The 16,823-nt window shown below is 62.8% G+C and carries 21 protein-coding genes; all 21 read left to right on the top strand.

Annotation, left to right across the window (positions count from 1 at the left end; genetic code table 11):
• The first annotated feature begins 41 nt into the window (after positions 1–41).
• The 21 genes from PCK14_RS13495 (at position 42) to PCK14_RS13400 (ending at position 16,822) form a co-directional block, all read left to right on the top strand.
• Positions 42–254, top strand: coding sequence for a hypothetical protein (locus PCK14_RS13495; RefSeq protein ID WP_269939024.1), 213 nt, complete (start codon positions 42–44; stop codon positions 252–254).
• Between the two features lie 117 nt (positions 255–371).
• A complete protein-coding gene (locus tag PCK14_RS19370; RefSeq protein ID WP_442864718.1) occupies positions 372–689 on the top strand; it encodes an HNH endonuclease in 318 nt (105 codons plus the stop codon).
• A 284-nt stretch (positions 690–973) separates the two neighbouring features.
• A complete protein-coding gene (locus tag PCK14_RS13490; protein ID WP_269939023.1) occupies positions 974–1,261 on the top strand; it encodes a hypothetical protein in 288 nt (95 codons plus the stop codon).
• Positions 1,239–2,849, top strand: coding sequence for a hypothetical protein (locus PCK14_RS13485; protein ID WP_269939022.1), 1,611 nt, complete (start codon positions 1,239–1,241; stop codon positions 2,847–2,849). Before PCK14_RS13490 ends, PCK14_RS13485 begins: the two co-directional genes overlap by 23 nt.
• A 293-nt stretch (positions 2,850–3,142) precedes the next feature.
• Positions 3,143–3,367: a hypothetical protein gene (locus PCK14_RS13480; protein ID WP_269939021.1), complete on the top strand. Its 225-nt coding sequence runs from the start codon at positions 3,143–3,145 to the stop codon at positions 3,365–3,367.
• A gap of 27 nt (positions 3,368–3,394) precedes the next feature.
• On the top strand, positions 3,395–4,801 hold the full coding sequence (locus tag PCK14_RS13475; protein ID WP_269939020.1) for a phage portal protein: 1,407 nt from the start codon (positions 3,395–3,397) through the stop codon (positions 4,799–4,801).
• Between the two features lie 2 nt (positions 4,802–4,803).
• Positions 4,804–5,808, top strand: coding sequence for a hypothetical protein (locus PCK14_RS13470; protein WP_269939019.1), 1,005 nt, complete (start codon positions 4,804–4,806; stop codon positions 5,806–5,808).
• Positions 5,809–5,829: 21 nt separating this feature from the next.
• Positions 5,830–7,077 (top strand): phage major capsid protein, encoded by a 1,248-nt coding sequence (locus tag PCK14_RS13465; protein WP_269939018.1) that lies wholly within the window; start codon positions 5,830–5,832, stop codon positions 7,075–7,077.
• A gap of 14 nt (positions 7,078–7,091) precedes the next feature.
• Complete coding sequence (locus tag PCK14_RS13460) at positions 7,092–7,445, top strand: hypothetical protein (protein WP_269939017.1); 354 nt, start codon at positions 7,092–7,094, stop codon at positions 7,443–7,445.
• 83 nt (positions 7,446–7,528) lie between these two features.
• Positions 7,529–7,948: a hypothetical protein gene (locus PCK14_RS13455; protein WP_269939016.1), complete on the top strand. Its 420-nt coding sequence runs from the start codon at positions 7,529–7,531 to the stop codon at positions 7,946–7,948.
• 5 nt (positions 7,949–7,953) lie between these two features.
• Positions 7,954–8,523, top strand: coding sequence for a hypothetical protein (locus tag PCK14_RS13450; RefSeq protein ID WP_269939015.1), 570 nt, complete (start codon positions 7,954–7,956; stop codon positions 8,521–8,523).
• Between the two features lie 143 nt (positions 8,524–8,666).
• On the top strand, positions 8,667–8,861 hold the full coding sequence (locus PCK14_RS13445) for a hypothetical protein (RefSeq protein ID WP_269939014.1): 195 nt from the start codon (positions 8,667–8,669) through the stop codon (positions 8,859–8,861).
• On the top strand, positions 8,849–9,121 hold the full coding sequence (locus PCK14_RS13440; RefSeq protein ID WP_269939013.1) for a hypothetical protein: 273 nt from the start codon (positions 8,849–8,851) through the stop codon (positions 9,119–9,121). The genes PCK14_RS13445 and PCK14_RS13440 overlap by 13 nt, the downstream gene beginning before the upstream one ends.
• Positions 9,121–9,498, top strand: a complete 378-nt coding sequence (locus tag PCK14_RS13435; protein ID WP_269939012.1) for a hypothetical protein — start codon at positions 9,121–9,123, stop codon at positions 9,496–9,498. Before PCK14_RS13440 ends, PCK14_RS13435 begins: the two co-directional genes overlap by 1 nt.
• 38 nt (positions 9,499–9,536) lie before the next feature.
• Positions 9,537–10,118: a phage tail tube protein gene (locus PCK14_RS13430; RefSeq protein WP_269939011.1), complete on the top strand. Its 582-nt coding sequence runs from the start codon at positions 9,537–9,539 to the stop codon at positions 10,116–10,118.
• A 102-nt stretch (positions 10,119–10,220) separates the two neighbouring features.
• Positions 10,221–10,517 carry a hypothetical protein gene (locus PCK14_RS13425; RefSeq protein ID WP_269939010.1) on the top strand — a complete coding sequence of 99 codons (297 nt, stop codon included), beginning with the start codon at positions 10,221–10,223 and terminating at the stop codon, positions 10,515–10,517.
• Positions 10,463–10,897, top strand: a complete 435-nt coding sequence (locus tag PCK14_RS13420) for a hypothetical protein (RefSeq protein ID WP_269939009.1) — start codon at positions 10,463–10,465, stop codon at positions 10,895–10,897. Before PCK14_RS13425 ends, PCK14_RS13420 begins: the two co-directional genes overlap by 55 nt.
• A gap of 103 nt (positions 10,898–11,000) precedes the next feature.
• On the top strand, positions 11,001–13,775 hold the full coding sequence (locus PCK14_RS13415) for a tape measure protein (protein WP_442864720.1): 2,775 nt from the start codon (positions 11,001–11,003) through the stop codon (positions 13,773–13,775).
• Positions 13,776–14,732, top strand: a complete 957-nt coding sequence (locus tag PCK14_RS13410; RefSeq protein ID WP_269939008.1) for a hypothetical protein — start codon at positions 13,776–13,778, stop codon at positions 14,730–14,732.
• 4 nt (positions 14,733–14,736) lie between these two features.
• Complete coding sequence (locus PCK14_RS13405) at positions 14,737–15,870, top strand: Gp37-like protein (RefSeq protein WP_269939007.1); 1,134 nt, start codon at positions 14,737–14,739, stop codon at positions 15,868–15,870.
• A 4-nt stretch (positions 15,871–15,874) separates the two neighbouring features.
• Positions 15,875–16,822 carry a hypothetical protein gene (locus PCK14_RS13400; protein ID WP_269939006.1) on the top strand — a complete coding sequence of 316 codons (948 nt, stop codon included), beginning with the start codon at positions 15,875–15,877 and terminating at the stop codon, positions 16,820–16,822.
• The last annotated feature ends 1 nt before the right edge of the window (position 16,823 follow it).

Below are 16,823 nucleotides of genomic sequence, written 5' to 3'. Positions count from 1 at the left end.
AAGCATCGACAAACCCGACACCCAAGCGCACACTAAAGGGCATGGGCATACTCAACCGCAAACCACGCCCCAAAGCCGGGCTACTCGACTACTGGTTCAACGGCGCCCAACTCAACGCAGCCACAGCCCGCCTCACCAACAACCAACGCATCCTCAACGCCATAGAAGCACGCAAAGCAGCAGGCAACAACGACCCGCTCACCCCCGAGGAAATGCGTCAACTCATGCACCCCACACCACAACCCGAACAATAAGCCCCACCACACACGCTGGCCCGGTGTGGTGCAAGTACCCGCGCCCAGGCCCCAGCACCACACACGGCGCGGGACACCAACCACCTAACGCCCTGCACCAAGTGCAGGGCGTTAGTCATGCCCCGAGGTGACACCATGCCAGCCCGAGAAACCGGCACAGACGCAGCCCTCTACGCCCGCCTCGTAGAAGAACAACGCAACAAACACATCATCAACTGCTGGCTATGCGGACAACCAATCAGGTACGACCTCAAGTACCCCGACCCCGACAGCTTCAGCTACGACCACGCACAACCATGGTCCACACACCCACACCTCCGCTACGAACCCAGCAACGGACGCAGCGCACACCTCGACTGCAACAAACGCCGAGGCAACAGAGACCCACACCTGCAACGAGGCACACCATCCGAAGCATGGGGCGCACCCGCATAACAACAACAACGGCAGCGGCAGCAGCGATGACAACGAAGTCCACACCCACTACCGCGCACCCCACCCACACCCCGGGTACACCCCCAAAACACGAGTTCCAACCCTATTGACAAACACGCATGGGTGGGGGTGTTAAATCTCTGGTGCCGTGAGGGCCTGTTGACCTTCGCCGGGCAGGTTTCTCTGTCTCTACAGCATTTTCACCCACCAAGAAACCATGATCGAGGCCCGCAACCATGCCCGAATCAGCAGCCCCCCAGACACCCCGCGTCTCCCGAAAACACATGAACGCCCTCAACGCCGCGTTCCGTGAAAACAAAGCCATCCTGACCGGCAGCCACAAACCGTTGATGGAGCTGTGCCGCACATTGGCGGGCCAGATGGACAGGGAAGGCGCGAACGCGTCAACCAGGCTGACGGCCGCCTACCTGTCCGCGCTCAAGGACTTGAACCGTGTCACCACCGGTTCCGGCAGTGCTGGTGCGACCGGATCCAGCGCCCAGAAACTGCGCGACGAGCTGCGCGCCAAGCGGGAGGGACGTGGCCGGAATGGTCGCGGTAAAGCCAGCTAAAGCGAAGCGGTACGGGTGCGAAACGCCCCGCATCTTCACGCCGCCGCTGCGCGAGCTGACACCGGAAACGTCCCTCGGCTTTGAGGTTATCGAGTTCGCCGCCCTGCTGGGTGTGACCCTGCTGCCCTGGCAGAAATGGCTGCTGATTCACGCGCTCGAATTGAACCTCGACGGGACGTACCGTTTCCGGACTGTGCTGCTTTTGGTGGCACGCCAGAACGGCAAGTCCCTCGTCATGCAGGTGCTGACGCTGTGGCGCATGGTCGTTGATGCTGCCCGCCTGGTCATTGGTACCGCCCAGAACTTGGACGTCTCCGAAGAACAATGGGCCGAGGCTGTGGAGCTGCTGCGCGACTCCGAGTTCGGTCCGCTTGTCGCCAAGGTGGAGACCGGGTCGGGTCGGAAGATGATGAAGCTGGTCACCCGCGAACGGTACAAGGTCGCTGCGGCCAGCCGCAAGGGTGGGCGCGGGAAGTCCGCGGAACTGGTCCTCATGGACGAACTGCGCGAACACACGAACTGGGAGGCCTGGGCGGCCGTCACGTTTACGACGATGGCCCGGGCCAACGCCCAAATCTGGGCCGCGTCCAACGCCGGCGACCCGGCATCCATCGTCCTGCGCTACCTGCGGAACCAGGCGCACGCCGCGCTCGGGAACCCGGACAACATTCAAGACCTCGGGGAAATCACCGTCCCAGAAGAATGGCTCGACGAAGAGTACGACGACGAAGAGTTCAGTGACGCCCTCGGCATCTTTGAATGGTCGGCTCTGCCGGAATGTTCCGTGTGGGACCGCAACGGCTGGCAGCAGGCCAACCCATCACTGGGTTACGGCTACGTCACCGAGCGAGCCATTGCCGCCGCCGCACGCACGCCCGACCGGGTGTTCCGGACCGAGGTGCTATGCCAGTGGCTGGACACGGTGCTAGCCGGGATTTTCCCGGACGGCGCTTGGGAGCTGGCGAAGGATCCGGCATCCCGGCGCGCGAGCCCCGACTACATGTTCTGCATCGACGTGCAGCCGGGAAACACGGGCTGGGCGCATATCGCGGTCGCGGCACTGCAAAAGGATGGGCTGTTGCACGTTGAGCTGGCCGAGTCCCGCGGCGGCACCGCCTGGATTGTTCCGTGGTTCAAGAGGCTCGTCAATAAGGACGGTATGAAGGAAGGAATGCTCGGGGTGACGTTGCAAGCCAACGGCGCCCCGGTGTCGGCGCTGCTGACCGACCTCGAGGCCATTGAGGGTTTGAATGTGATCCCTTGGGGCGGTTCGGATTTGTCCCGCGGCATGGGCATGTTTTGGAACCTTGTCCGCGGCGTCACCGAGGACGAGGCGGGCCAAGACATTGAGCTTGCCGACCGTGAGCCGTTGTTCCGGCACCGTGGGGATCCGCTGCTGACACTGGCCGCGCAGATGGCGGTGACGAAGCCTGCCGGTGATGGTGCGTGGCTGGTGGACCGGATGAAGTCCCCTGTGGATGTGGCCCCGCTGATTGCTGTCATGGGCGCCGCGTGGGCGTATGTGGCGAAGAAACCGGAGCCGGTGAAGCGGTCCAAGTACGAGGACGGCGACCTGCTGACGTACTAAATCCAGCAACCCCGTTGCCCTACTTGTGCACAGAAAAGAATCGACAGTGAAATTTCATTGTCGATCACATTTACTAATTTTCCACCCAAATCAACATACCTCGCCCAGGTTCGTCCAACCTCGTCCGGCGAACCTCGCCTACTCGCCTTAAGGGCGAGGGGCGAGGTTTGCGGCGAACCCACCTCGACTGAAACCCAGACGAGGGACGAGGCCCCCAACGGAAGGGCAGACCCCGCAATGGTCACCAACCCAAAAATTCGAACATCGAAAACCCCGAACGAGGGGTGCTGATCATGGGACGCAAAGACCGCCTCCTGACCATGGCCGAACGCGGCCGGTTCCTCGCAACCCTCGACGACGACACCGCCGTCGATGGGGTGCTTGTGGACTGGGACGAATCCCACCTGATCCTGGGTGACGTTTCCAGCGTGGCCGCGACCGGCGACCGGCTGGCCATCGACGGTGAACTGTGGTTACCGCGCAGCCGTGTTAAATACCTCCAAAAATTCCGCGCCTGAGCGGACGCACTCACAAAGGGGCTGACCGTGTTTCTGTCCAATGGCACCATCACCCCGGCCCCCGGCGGATCCCTGGCGGACCTGTCCCCCATGTTCGCGAACGCCTCCTACTACGGCGGCTCCCACCTGCAACTCGAGAACACTTTCGCCAGCTACGGAGCCCTGTACAAAGCCCAGCTGTGGGTCGGTGTTGTGGTTCGCAAGCGGGCCATGGCCACGGCCCGGATGCCGTTCGACGTTTTGAAGCAGGGCAAGGGCATTTTGAAGTCCGCGGAGGACGGGGCGCTGACCGCGCTCATGCAGGATCCGAATCCTGAAATGTCCGGTTTTGACCTGTGGCGGTGGACGTCCTCGACCCGGGACATTTTTGGGGAGTCGTTTTGGCGGAAGGTTCGTGGGCCTAACAACGAGGTTCGGGAACTTTGGCCGATGCACCCGGCCAACGTGATTGTACGCCGCAACAAGGACGGCCAGCTCGAGTATGTGTATGCGCCTGGTGGGCAGACTGCCGAGGCCATGAAACCCCTGCCGGCTGAGGACGTTGTTGTGTTCACCGCATACAACCCGGACACGGTGGCGCGCGGCCTGTCGAACCTCGAGGCGTTGCGCATGACGCTGCTGAATGAGGACGCCAGCCGGCGGGCCACGGCGTCATTCTGGCGCAAGGGTGCCCGCCCGTCCATGATCCTGACCCACCCCAATAGCCTTTCGGAGCCCGCGCAGAAGCGACTGAAAACGCAGGCCGAGGCCAGCATGGGCGGCGCCGAGAACACGGGCAGCGTTTCGCTGTTTGAAGAGGGCATCGTCCCTCACATCATGCAGCTGAACATGGAAGAAATGCAGTACGTCGAATCTCGGAGATTGAACCGCGAAGAGGTATGCGCGGCCTACGATATTTCGCCGCTGGTGGTTCACATCCTGGATCACGCCACATTTTCCAACGTCACGGAGCAGCTGCGCAGCCAGTACAGGGACACGATGGCGCCGTGGTTCACGGAGCTTGAGGCTGCCGTGAATCGGCAACTGGTCCCGGACTTCTACCCCCGCACCGGGGACACGCGCGTAGTGACCCGGTTCAACATGGACGACGTCCTGCGCGGCGACTACGAAACACGATCCACGGCGGCAACAACCATGCGCCAGGGCGGTATCACTACCGGCAACGAGGCTCGCGTGATCATGGGCCTCGAACCTATCAAAGACCCGAACATGGACGTCGTTTTTGCCAACTCTGCACTGCAGCTGCTGGGTGCGCCGAAACCCCAGCTGGCACTGCCTGCCGCCCCTGCTGCTGATCCGGTTCCGCCCGGGGAGCAGGACACGCCGGCCCCGGTCAAGCAGGGCATCATCCCGAACCCACCGAAACCGAATGGCCGGACCTCGCGCAGGGCTGCTGCTGCAGCGCGCACTGCCGGAAACGATAAGGAGCAATAGCCATGGGAAACATCATCCGAAAGGACGCGACGATCACCCCCACGGGCACGGATGAAGATTTCCCGGGCACGTTTCAGGTGATTTTGTCGGCGCCCACGAAGGACCGGGACGGGGAGACCCTGCTGCCCGACGAGTGGAAGCAGCCGCTGCCGAGCCACATCACGTTCGATCAGGACCACGCCATGACGGTCGCGGGTTGTGTCGGTTCCGGCGCCCCGTACCTGGACGAGGACACCGGGAACCTGGTTGTCGATGGGACGTATTCCAGCATCCCGGAAGCGCAGAAGGTGCGGACCCTTGTGAACGAGGGGCACATCCGAACGACGTCGGTGGCGTTCATGTCGGAGAAGTCCACCAAGGACGGCGTGACGTCGGTGAAGCGCGAACTGCTGAACGGTGCGTTCGTGGCGATCCCCTCGAACCGTGAGGCGTTGGTGCTGTCCAGCAAGGGTTTCAAGGCCGGGGCTCGGAACAGCAAGGCCGACGCGGACGCGATCCAGTCCATCCACGACGGCGCGGCTGCGCTTGGTGCGGCCTGCAGCGCTGAGAAATCCGCCGGCGGGTCGGAGTTCAAGGCGCTTGCGGGCAGCCTCGAGGCCACGCAGGAGCGCGCATCCCAAGCATTGCGGAACGCGAACAGTGACGCGTGGGTTTGGCTGCGCGGCACCGTTCCGGATGGCAATGGTGGCGGCTACCTCGTGTACGAGGACAGCGAAGGTGGCGGCACCTTCCAACAGGATTTTACGGACGACGGCAAGACGGTGACCCTCGTGGGGGATCCGGCGGCGGTGTCTGTGGAAGAAGTGACCTCCCCCCGGGGCGGCCATGGCGAGGACGACGGCGAGCCGACTGGCTCGGATGTGACCCCCGCGGACGGGACTGGGAAATCAGCGACCCCCGCAGGCAACCCATCCGGTGACCGGATCGAAGAATCCGAAGAACTCGAATCAATGAAAAAGCGCGCCCTGGCATTGGGCCTGCGCGCAAAAATCACGCTCGCCAACTAAACCTCGAAAGGAATTAGTCAAATGGCAACGCTCAAAGAAGCACAGGACAAGGTCCGGGAATTGAGCCTCAAGGCTCTGGCCGTGGCCGAATCCCCGACCATGACGTTCGCGGAAATGAAGACCGCACTGAACGGCGAGGACGGCAAGTCCGGTATCGAAGCCGACATCAAGAAGTGGGAGGACGAAGTCGCCGCCCTGTCCTTCGTGGAGGAAAAGCGCGCCCAGTACGCGGCCGCCACCGGATCCCACGTCGAGGACGGTGCCGACGACAAGGACACCAAGTCCCTCGGTTCCATCGGATCCCAGTTCGTGCAGTCCGACGGGTACAAGTCCCTCATGGACCGCGGCCTGAAGGGCGGCAGCTGGTCCTCCGGCGACGTCGAAGTCAAGACAACTTTCACGGAAGGAAACGCTGGAGCCCCCGGCCCCGGTTTCGCCCCGGTCGGACAGCCGACCGTGCTGCCCGGCATCGTCGACATCCGGTTCAAGCCGCTCACCATCGCGGACCTTTTCCCTGCCGGCACCACGACCACACCGCTGATCCGGTACCTCGTGGAAACGGCGGTCACCAACGCTGCCGCCACCGTGGCTGAAGGAAACCTGAAGCCCGAGTCCGCCCTGTCGTTCGGCAAGGTCGACGAGGTGCTGCACAAGATCGCCACGTTCCTGCCCATCTCGGACGAAATGCTCGAGGACTGGGCACAGGCCCGGTCGTACATCGACGCCCGTCTGCTGCTGTTCGTGAAGCTGGCCGAAGAGGCGCAGCTGCTCAACGGCGACGGCACCGGGTCCAACCTCGTTGGCCTGCTGAATCGTGGCGGCCTGGCCACCACGGTCGTCAAGGGCTCCGCCCCGTCGACTGGCTCGGACAACAGCATGGACGCCATCTACCGGCAGATCACCGCCATCCGTGTGACCCAGTTCCTGGAACCGGACGCACTGGCGATTGACCCGCTGGGTTGGGGCGAAATCATGCTCGCCAAGAACAGCCAGGGCCAGTACTACGCAAACGGCCCGTTCGCGGACATGGTCGGCCAGGCCCTGTGGGGCAAGCGCGTTGCTGTTTCCCCGGCCATGGCCGACAAGACCGCGCTCGTTGGTGCGTTCCAGCAGGGCGGCCAGATCTTCCGCAAGGGCGGCCTGACCGTGGAGGCCAGCAACTCGCATGCTGATTTCTTCCAGCGGAACCTCACCGCAGTCCGCGCCGAGGAACGCGTCGGCCTCGCTGTCTACCGACCGGGCGCTTTCGGCCTGGTCACCGGCCTGTAAGGGGGCGCATCACCATGGCATTTGCAAACAATGGCAACGATGTTGTCCTGCTCCCCGCCGGCACCGTGGTCACGGTCACCGGCAACGGCCCGGCTGTGCGCCTGGACAACAAGGCGTCCATCCGGATCCAGTCCGTCGTGACCGCCGTGGCCGGAACTTCGCCGTCTGTGACGGTGAAGGTCCAGACCAGCCACGACGGCAGCACCGGATGGGCCGATGTTGGTTCGGCACTCACGGCCCAGACCGCGGCCAACGACTCGGGTGTGAAGGTAGTCGGCCTGATCGACCGCTACGTCCGCGCCGCATACACCGTGTCTGGCAGCGCCGGACAGTCACTGACGCTCGGCGTCTACGGCGAAGCCGTCTAGGCCCAGCAAACAGCACAACGGCAGCGCCCCCACTTTTCGCTGGGGGCGCTGCCGTTGTGCGCCACGAACTTAGGAGACCCGCCATGCCCCGTAAGAAGGCAGAAGAAGAAACCCCCGAAACCACCCCTGTCGCGGCTGTTGAACCGGCCCCGGTACCCGAGGCCGTCGCCGATCCAGCAGCCGCGACAGGGGCCGACAGCGCCCCGGACACGGCACCCCCGGAACCGTGGGAGGAGTCCGGTGACGGTGAACCCGCGCCGGCCGAACCTGTCCCGGAAGAACTGCCCGAGCCCGAGCCCGAGCGTGTGGGATTCACCAGCGTCAACGATCCATATTCGCCCGCGCAGGACGTGGTTGTCCGATACAAGCTGCCCGAGGTCGTCACCGTCACCGCGTCCTGGCTTTCCGAGGCCGAGGCGAAAGTGCTTCGCGCCCAGCACCAACCCGCCGTTGATGCGGCCAACACCGTTCCTGAAATCAAGGCAGCCGATCCGAAGGAGTAGGGACCATGAGCAACCTTGCCACCGTGGCCCAGGTAAGCACCGCCCTCGGGCTAGGTGAGGACGGGTTGGATCCAGCGGATCCGACTGCGCTGCTGTGGCTAGGTGTGGTTTCCGAGGCCGTCCGAAGCTACACCGGGCAGGACTTCACGCTGGGGTCAACGACGGAATATTTGACGATGAAAGGCGGGGTGATTGTCCCCCGCCAGTTCCCCGTCGTGTCCGTGTCACTGGTTGAGACCATGGCTAACGACAGTACTTGGACACAGCTGCAGTTCAGTGCGTGGCGGCTGCTGCCGTCCACCGGCGAGATTGCTCCCGCCCCGCGGGGGGCTGGTTCTTGCACATGGCCGCGTGGCCAGGACGAAATCCGGATCACCTACACGCATGGATTCCCTGAAATCCCCGAGGGACTGGCTGGTGTTGTAGCCGCTGGCGCAGCGTCCATGTACAACACCCCGGCCGGCATTGTGTCGGACCGGGTCGGGCAGCGCTCCGCAACGTACAAGGCGAGCGACATTTTTTCCCCGATGCAGCTGCTGGTCTTGGGCTCGTACCGGGAAGCGAGGACGTCGTGAGCCGCCCCCCGGGCCGGGCCACGGTCACCCTGCTCACGGCCCCACTAGCCGACGACGGGCACGGCAACGACGAAAGGGACTGGACTAGCCCTTCGGTCACGCGGCGCGACGTCCGGGGCTGTGACGTGCAGCCAGGGGCATCCATGGAATTCCTCCTCGGCCGCGATTCCGTACTGGTCGCCTGGACGGTGTTCGCCCCGGCCGGGACCGTCGTGAACACGTACCAGCACGTCGAATGGAAAGGCGTCGAGTACACCATCTACGGCACGCCCGAAGATTGGCAGACCGGCCAGCCGTCCGACTATGTCGGGATCCTTTTGCAGAAATGGGCGGGCTGATCATGAGCGGAAAAATTGACCGCATCGAATACAACAGCCCCGCATTCGAAGCCATTCTGAAATCGCCGGAAGTTCAGGCTGAAATCAAGCGCCGGCTAAACGCCATCGCGGCGGCTGCCGGCCCCGGCCAGTGGGACGTCGAAGTGACGGTCGGCCCGAACCGAGCGCACGGGCGCGTCAGCACCGGCGACAATGTTGCCCGGAAATCCGAGGCGCGAGACCGGTCCCTGACCCGGGCCCTGGACGCCGGGGGTGGCTGATGGAAGCCGTCCAGTTCCGGGACGCCGAGGCCGTCGTGCGAACGTACCTGCTCAACTACATGGGCGCCGTGGCGATGGGGACCAAGCTGCCGGAAACATTGCCCGCCCAGTTTTTGAAGGTGGTCCGCACCGGTGGCACCAACGAAACCCTGATCAGTGACCGCGCCCAAATCACGCTCGAAGCCTACGCGACCAAAGAGGTTGACGCCGTCGCCCTGCTGTCCACAGCCCGGGCATGGCTGAACGCGGCGGACGGAATGATTTTCGGCGTCACCGAGCTGTCCGGGCCTGTGAACCTGCCAGACCCGATCACCTCGAACATCCGGTACACCATGACGCTTTGGGTCCGTATCCGCGGCGTCGTCATCACCGGCTAAAAACCTGAAACCCGCAAAATTTCATAAAGGAGCCGATTGTGGCTAATTCAAAAAACAACGTCATTGTCGGCAAGCCGCTCGTGACCGGCGGCGTGCTGGTCGCCACGGTCGGGGCCACGGCACCCACCGACGCCACCACCGCACTCGACGCCGCATTCAATGCCCTCGGGTATTTGACGGATTCCGGTGTGGTCAAGTCCGAGAAGCGCAACACCGGCGTCGTGTACGCCTGGGGCGGCGATTCCATCGCACTGACCAAGAAGGGCTACGACGTCACCGTCAAGCTGGGCCTGGCCGAATTCCTCAACAGCAAAGCCCAGACCACCGTGTACGGTGCCTCGCACGTCACCGCCACGGCCGCCACCTCCACCAAGGGCAACCTGCTGGCTGTGGAAGGCACCTCGGACCTGTCCCCGCACAGCGCCATGATCGTCGAAATCTTCAACGACGGCGGCAAGAAGCTGCGCCTGTACTTCCCCGACATCGTTGTCATGGACATCGGTGACACCTCCTACACCGACGACAAGGTTGCCAGTCTCGAACTGACCCTGCAGGCGTTCCCGGACGCCAACGGCAACTACTTCGTCCAGTTCAGCGACGACGGGCAGATCACGCCCTAACCGCCGCCCCAAACCGGGTGGTCGGCGTTTACATTGCGGGTTTCCGCCGACCACCCCCACCACAGAACAATCAACCCGCACCCCACTTAGGAGAGACCCGCAATGGTTTACCAAGTACCCGCATCCAAAGCATCCATCAAGCAGAACCGTTTCGAATTCACCCTGCACGGGTCGAAGAAGATCTACTCGATTCCGCTGATGAAGTTCATCAAGCCGTCCCTGGTGATCGACCTCGACGGGAACACCGACAAGGAAGCCATGGGTATCCGCCTTTTCCGGGAATACCTGCCCGATGTTTTCCCGCTGCTTGAGGACAGTGAACAGCTCGAGGCGTTGATGGCGGCATGGCAGGACGCGTCCGGGATCACTGTGGGGGAATCTTCGGCCTCCGCGACCTGATCCTGGCGCACGGGGAGGCCCTCGAAAACGATTTGCTGCGGGCCGGGCTGCGCCTTGACTGGCTCGGCACCGCAGCGCTCACGTGGCGGGACTTGCGAATTTTCGTGAAGTTCAGCCCGAAGGACTCGGCCCTGCACCGGATGGTGCACCCGCCCACCATGGACGAGCAATGGGAACTGATCCCCCAGCTATTGGCCGGCATGTTCGATATGCAAGCGGTCGGCAACTACCTGCTGCAGCGCCTGGGCGGAAACGACCGGGCCACCTACCCGGACCCGCTGCCACGGCCCGGCGTGAAGGCCAGCACCCCGGACAAGTTCGTAGGCAAGCCCGTCCCGATGGACGAAATGGACGCCCTGCTGGGCTGGAACCAAAACTAAACAAGGGTGGTGTGTTGTGCCGGCATCAAATGCTGAACTTGCGTCGGCGTACATTTCCCTGATCCCCAGCTTCAAAGGCGCCGAAGGCGTTATCACGCAGGGAATGTCTGGTGTTGGTGAGGCCGCCGGCGCGAAAGCGTCCGGCGGTTTCATTTCCAGCATCGGCGGTATCGCTGGCCGTGTTGTTGGCATTGCTGGGGCCGGTGTGGCCGCCATTGGTGGGCTCATCGGCTCCATGGCTGTCAAGGGCGGCATTGACCGGCAGCTGAACATCGAGGGCGCCACAACCAAGCTCGAGGGCCTGAAGCTGTCCACGGGCCAGGTGTCGGCCGTGATGGGCAACGCCTTGGACTCGGTGCGCGGGACCGCTTTCGGCCTCGGTGACGCGGCCACGGTGGCGGCCGGCGCCATTGGTGCGGCAATCCCCCCGGGCAAGGAACTGACAGCGTTCCTGTCCCTGACCGCGGACGCAGCGACCCAAGCAGGCATTGACCTGAATTCCATGGGCCAGATGATGAACAAAGTTGCCGGGCAGGGGAAGCTCACCGGCGACGTTGTGCAGCAGATGGCGCAGAACGGCCTGTACGTCATGCCGATGCTGGCGAAATCCTACGGGGTTTCACAAGAGGCCATGACAAAAATGGTCTCCAAGGGCGAAGTGGACGCCGCCACATTCCAGCGCGTGCTGCGCGAGAACATCGGCGGATCCGCACTCAAGTCCGGTGACACCACGGTCGGCGCCTACGACAACATGCGCGCAGCAATGTCCCGTGTCGGCGTGTCCATGACCTCATGGTTTTTCCCTCTGGTGAAGAACGTTTTCCAGCAGATCACCCTCATTTTTGACGGGCTGAACGCCCGTGTTGGCCCGTCCATGACCCAATTCGGGGAGTGGTTTCAGGGCAAAGCCACGCCCTACATCGCGAACTTCGCCACCACCACCCTCGCCGCACTCGACGAGGTCGTTGGCGGGATCCGCGCGTTCGGCTTCGCATTCAAGGAGGGCGGCGACGAAGTCACCTCCGCTGGTTTCGCCGGCGTGCTGGAACACCTGGGCCTGATCACGCGCAACGTGTGGGACTACGTGCAGCCCGTACTGGTCGCCATCGGCAACGGATTCAAGTCGCTTTTCAGCGGTATCCAGAACGGCAATTTCGAGGGCCTGGGCGGCAACATCGGGACCATTTTCTCGGCCCTGCAGAACCTTGCCCAGCCGCTCGGCATGGTCATGATCACCGTAGGCTCCCACATCGGGGCTGTTGGAACCCAGCTGGGCCTGCTGATAGGCAACACCCTGCCGCTGCTGGCCCCCCTGATCCAGATTGCGGCCGACGCGATGGGATTCCTGGCCGACCATACGGAACTACTAACCCCGATCGTGGTTGCCTTGGCGGCCGCTTTCCTGATCTACCGCACCGGGCAGACGGCAGCGAACTTCGCTGAAATTGGGGCGCTGCCCATTAAGGCGGCCGGTGTTGTGGCCAACATTGCCCTCGCCAACTCGAATAACGCCTTGGCGGCGGCTATGGCCGTGTCCAACGGGCAGCAGCGGGCCGGATTCCTGGCCCGGATCCCGGCCGTCGCGCAGGTTATTGCCCATACGGTCGCGAACATCGCCCACGGTGTCGCCCTCGTGGCGACGTCGGTGGCGATGGGTGTGGCCACCGCGGCCCAGTGGCTGTGGAACGCTGCAATGTCCGCGAACCCGATCGGCCTGATCATCCTTGCCATCGCGGCACTGATCGCAATCATCGTTTTCTTGGTCATGAACTGGGACTCGGTGGTCTCGTTTGTGACCACGATCTGGGGCAATTTCGTCAACTGGCTTGTCGGCATCGTCAACACGGTTGCTGCATGGTGGTCCGGTGTGTGGGCCGGGATCGTCGGATTCTTCTCTGACGCCTGGAACAATATTGTGAATTTCGTGCGAACCGCGATTCTCGTATTTGGAATTATTATCCAAGTCGGAATGAACACGGCACGCGATATTGTTTCAAATGTCCTGAATGCAATTGGAAATTTCTTCTCCACAATTTGGAACAATATTGTCACCGCTGTGCGTACCGCAATTCTCGTTTTCGGAATTATTATCCAAATCGGATTGAATACGGCACGCGATATTGTCTCAAATGTCCTGAATGCTATTGGTAGTTTCTTCTCCGGAATGTTCAATTTCTACCTTTCCATTGTGCGGAATGTAATCGGCTTTGTTGTATCCGTGATTTCGAGCGGCATGAACAATGCAAGCTCGGTCGTCTCCGGGGTGCTGGGCGCCATCGGCGGATTCTTCTCCAGCACCTGGAACAACATCGTCAACGGGGTGTCTGGTGCCATCGGCCAGGTCGTCGGATTCTTCAGCGGCCTCGGCGGGCAGGTGCTGGGCGCCATTGGTGACATCGGCGGCCGGCTTTTCGGCATCGGACAGTCCATCATCCAATCCCTCTATGACGGGCTGATGTCCGTGTGGGGGAAGGTGACCGATTTCGTGGGCGGCATCGCCGGCTGGATCGCGGACCACAAAGGCCCCGAGTCTCTGGACCGTGTCCTGCTGCGGCCCCACGGCGGCTGGATCATGGGCGGCCTGGTCGAGTCCTTGGATGACCAGATCCCGAACCTCGAGGAAAGCCTGAACCGGGTCACGGCTACCGTGACTGGGCACCATGTGGGGCAGCTGCGCGTCGGGCAAGCCGACGCCAGCAACCTCACAAGCATTGGGGCCCAGCTCGAGGCGTCTGGTGCGGGGCGCAAGGGGCCGGAAGTGAATTACCACGGCAATGTCTATGGTTTCGATCCGGAAGAGGCCCCGCGGAAATGGGAGCAGGACTTGGCTGACGCTTCGGCTGTGGCCGGGCTCCGCAACGAAGGGAAGGTCATCTAAATGGGCGTTTTCGTTCTGGTCTCCCCCTTGGCGGCACCGGTCCCGCCGGCGCCCATCGTCGACAACCCTTGGCCCGGCATGGTCCTCACTTGGACCGGGTGGGACGGCTCCGTGTGGCAGCTCAACGCTGCCACCTCCGGGGTCGCCCTGCTGCCCGGGGTGCGTGGCTTCGGCACACCACCCACCACGATCTACTCCAAATCGTCCCCGGCCGTTGCTGGATCCCAGCACCTCGGATCCAGTGTGGAAGAGCGCAAGGTTTTCTGGCCGCTGGCGGTTTGGCGGAACACCAGCAGCGCGGAATGGATCGCCCACGACCGGGCATTCTTCCGCACCATGGACACGGAACAGCCGGGCATCTGGACAGTCCGGCAACCCAACGGCGAAGCCCGGAACCTGCGGATCCGGTACGTCGACGACGGAAACAAGGATTTCGACGTCGACCCGTCCAAGTACGGCATCGAAACCTACGGGCTGAACTTCATCGCGAACCAGCCCTATTGGGAGGGCGCCCCGGTGCGGCGCCGGTTCGTGGCAGCGTCACCGGCCCCGTTCTTTTCCGGACCCATCGTCACCATCAGCTCGGGCAAGTCGCTGGCCACGGCCACAGTGTCGAATCCCGGCGAGGTGAACGCCTTCCCGGTGTGGACTATTCTGGGGCCGACCACGTCGGCCACGGTCGGCATCGGTGGAATGTCAATCGAGGTTCCTTTCACGATTGCGGATGGTGAGGCCGCGGTGATCGACACGCACCCGACCGCGCAGACCTGCCTGCTGGGTGACTGGGACGACACTACCCGGACACTGTCCGGTGTGGTGGACCGGTCCGGTGATTTGGGTGCGGCAGATTTCAACATGCCGATCCCGCCCGGCCTGAACCTGCAGCTGGCCCTTTCTATGACTGGGACCGGCGCGGTGGACATCGAAATTTCCCCATTGTTCAAGAGAGCCTGGTGACGTCGTGGCCGTGCTGCCCTTGAAAATCACGGTTTACGATGGCGCATACCATCGCAAAGGCTGGATTGGTGCACCCGTAAAACTGGACCTTCACCCCCGGGCGTTTCTGCCGGGGACCGGCACCATCACCCTGTCCCCCACCGACCCACGCCTAGGTGACGTCACCGACCTCGACAACGGGGCTCGGCTGGTCATTGAGTACAAGGGCGAGTTTCTGATGTCCGGATGGGTGGACACCGACAACGGTCTCATCCCATCCCGGACGGGATTCCCGACGATCAACTTTGTTGAGGACAAGGTGCTGCTGTGGGACACCCAAGGCTGGCCGGTCCCTGGCGCGGCCCTGTCATCCCAAAGTGGGGCGGCCTACTACACCAAGACCGGCAACGCGGAAACCATCCTCAAGGACTTGGTCACGAAGAATTGCATCACGCGCCTCGGCCTGCCGGTGACCTGCGCAACCAACCTGAACCGCGGGGCGACGATCCCCGGCGGTGTCAGTATTCGGATGCAGAAACTTGCCGATGTGCTGTACCCCGCACTGACGGACGCCGGCATTTGCGTCACGGTGCAGCAGGTCGGTTCCGGCCTCGTGGTGGACTGCTACGCGCAGACCACCTATCCGCGGACCCTGACGGAAGAATCCGGGATCCTCGAGAAGGGCAGCTTCTCCTTGTCTGGCCCATCCGCCACCCGAGTCATTGGCGGCGGCCAGGGTGAGGGGACGGCCCGGCATTTCATCGGGCAGACCGTGGCCGGGCGCGAGGCCGCCGGCCGGATCATTGAGGTTTTCCGGGATGCCCGGGACGCCAGCGACGACACCATCCTGGCCAACCGTGTGCAGAACACGGTCGATTCAACCGGCTCCACCGCATCCCTTTCACTGTCCCTATCCGAGACAGCCAACTTCCGTTTCATGGGTCCCAACGGTGTCCGCCTTGGCCAGCTGATGCCGGTCCAAGTGCGGCCCGGTGTGGTCATTACGGAGGCCGTCACCGAGGCGTCGATCAAGTGGGACAAAGCCAACGGGCTCGTCACCAACCCCATCCTCGGGGACCGCAGCAACGACCCGGCAGTGACCCTGACGAAATCCATTAGCGCAGCATTCCGCGCTGTCCGAACCCTGAAATCGAGGTAACGCCATGGCATTCACCAGCTATTTCTACGACGGCAGCGTGGCCGAAACCCCATGGTCAAAGGCTGCGCTGCGCGTGGGCCGAGCGAACTACGGTGTTTTGGGCATCAACGATCTCAAAGTCACAGTTGCCGCCGGCGACCGCACCGTGTCCATCGGGACAGGCGAATGCTGGGGCAAGGGCGTCTACGACATCAGCGACAGTGCCGTGACCAAATCCCTGGCGACCGTGGGATCCGGTGACCGCTACGACCTCATCGTGGTGCACCGGGACTGGAACACCAACACCACCACCATCGAAGTAGTCACAGGTTCGGCCACCCGCGGCATCCCCACCCGTGACACCGGATACGGCACCGAGGACGACCAGCCGATCGCGCTCGTCAAAGTGAAATCAGGATCCACCACGATCCAAGAAATCATTGACCTGCGCTGCTGGTCCGGATCCGGCGGCGGCATGGTCGCCGTCGATGAACTCGCCATGCAATACCTCGACGAGGTAGGCACGACGCTGATGATCCAGAAAGCCCTGTGGGTTTACTCGGTCACGGCCGCCAGTGCCGGCGCCTGGTTGAAGGACTGGACTACGAAGATCACGCCCCTAGGTGTTACCGGCTGGTCAATCACTGGTGACCTGACGCTGGACACAAGCAGCGGGCGAGGGCATGTGACAGGGCAGATAGTTTTGACACGAACCAGCGCCACAGCATTCGCGCTGACCAATCCGGACTACACCGTGATTGGGTCCGTCATTCCCCCAAGTATTCGCAGCGCCGCAGCGCAATTGCGTTACCTCGTGGGGCAAATTTCCGGTGGCGGAGCCCCTTACCAAGCAACCATCAATGTTGCTTTGTCGCCCGGATCTGGCGTGATTTCCGCCCGCTCACAGCCGGGAATTTCAACGAGCGTTCCTAAAAACGCAAACATTTTCGTCAATATCGACTACTACCTGTAAG

Source organism: Arthrobacter sp. HY1533, from assembly GCF_027568515.1.
Taxonomy (GTDB): Bacteria; Actinomycetota; Actinomycetes; order Actinomycetales; family Micrococcaceae; genus Specibacter.
The sequence above is the reverse complement of the archived record's forward strand: the minus strand, read 5'-3'. Positions and strand labels throughout refer to the sequence as shown.

Coding starts and splice junctions, on each gene's coding strand:
- PCK14_RS19370 (WP_442864718.1), top strand. CDS start 372: ATGCCCCGAGGTGACACCATGCCAGCCCGAGAAACCGGCACAGACGCA.
- PCK14_RS13460 (WP_269939017.1), top strand. CDS start 7,092: ATGGCATTTGCAAACAATGGCAACGATGTTGTCCTGCTCCCCGCCGGC.
- PCK14_RS13425 (WP_269939010.1), top strand. CDS start 10,221: ATGGTTTACCAAGTACCCGCATCCAAAGCATCCATCAAGCAGAACCGT.
- PCK14_RS13440 (WP_269939013.1), top strand. CDS start 8,849: ATGGGCGGGCTGATCATGAGCGGAAAAATTGACCGCATCGAATACAAC.
- PCK14_RS13410 (WP_269939008.1), top strand. CDS start 13,776: ATGGGCGTTTTCGTTCTGGTCTCCCCCTTGGCGGCACCGGTCCCGCCG.
- PCK14_RS13415 (WP_442864720.1), top strand. CDS start 11,001: ATGTCTGGTGTTGGTGAGGCCGCCGGCGCGAAAGCGTCCGGCGGTTTC.
- PCK14_RS13480 (WP_269939021.1), top strand. CDS start 3,143: ATGGGACGCAAAGACCGCCTCCTGACCATGGCCGAACGCGGCCGGTTC.
- PCK14_RS13445 (WP_269939014.1), top strand. CDS start 8,667: ATGGAATTCCTCCTCGGCCGCGATTCCGTACTGGTCGCCTGGACGGTG.
- PCK14_RS13455 (WP_269939016.1), top strand. CDS start 7,529: ATGCCCCGTAAGAAGGCAGAAGAAGAAACCCCCGAAACCACCCCTGTC.
- PCK14_RS13465 (WP_269939018.1), top strand. CDS start 5,830: ATGGCAACGCTCAAAGAAGCACAGGACAAGGTCCGGGAATTGAGCCTC.
- PCK14_RS13495 (WP_269939024.1), top strand. CDS start 42: ATGGGCATACTCAACCGCAAACCACGCCCCAAAGCCGGGCTACTCGAC.
- PCK14_RS13450 (WP_269939015.1), top strand. CDS start 7,954: ATGAGCAACCTTGCCACCGTGGCCCAGGTAAGCACCGCCCTCGGGCTA.
- PCK14_RS13420 (WP_269939009.1), top strand. CDS start 10,463: ATGGCAGGACGCGTCCGGGATCACTGTGGGGGAATCTTCGGCCTCCGC.
- PCK14_RS13490 (WP_269939023.1), top strand. CDS start 974: ATGAACGCCCTCAACGCCGCGTTCCGTGAAAACAAAGCCATCCTGACC.
- PCK14_RS13400 (WP_269939006.1), top strand. CDS start 15,875: ATGGCATTCACCAGCTATTTCTACGACGGCAGCGTGGCCGAAACCCCA.
- PCK14_RS13485 (WP_269939022.1), top strand. CDS start 1,239: ATGGTCGCGGTAAAGCCAGCTAAAGCGAAGCGGTACGGGTGCGAAACG.
- PCK14_RS13435 (WP_269939012.1), top strand. CDS start 9,121: ATGGAAGCCGTCCAGTTCCGGGACGCCGAGGCCGTCGTGCGAACGTAC.
- PCK14_RS13470 (WP_269939019.1), top strand. CDS start 4,804: ATGGGAAACATCATCCGAAAGGACGCGACGATCACCCCCACGGGCACG.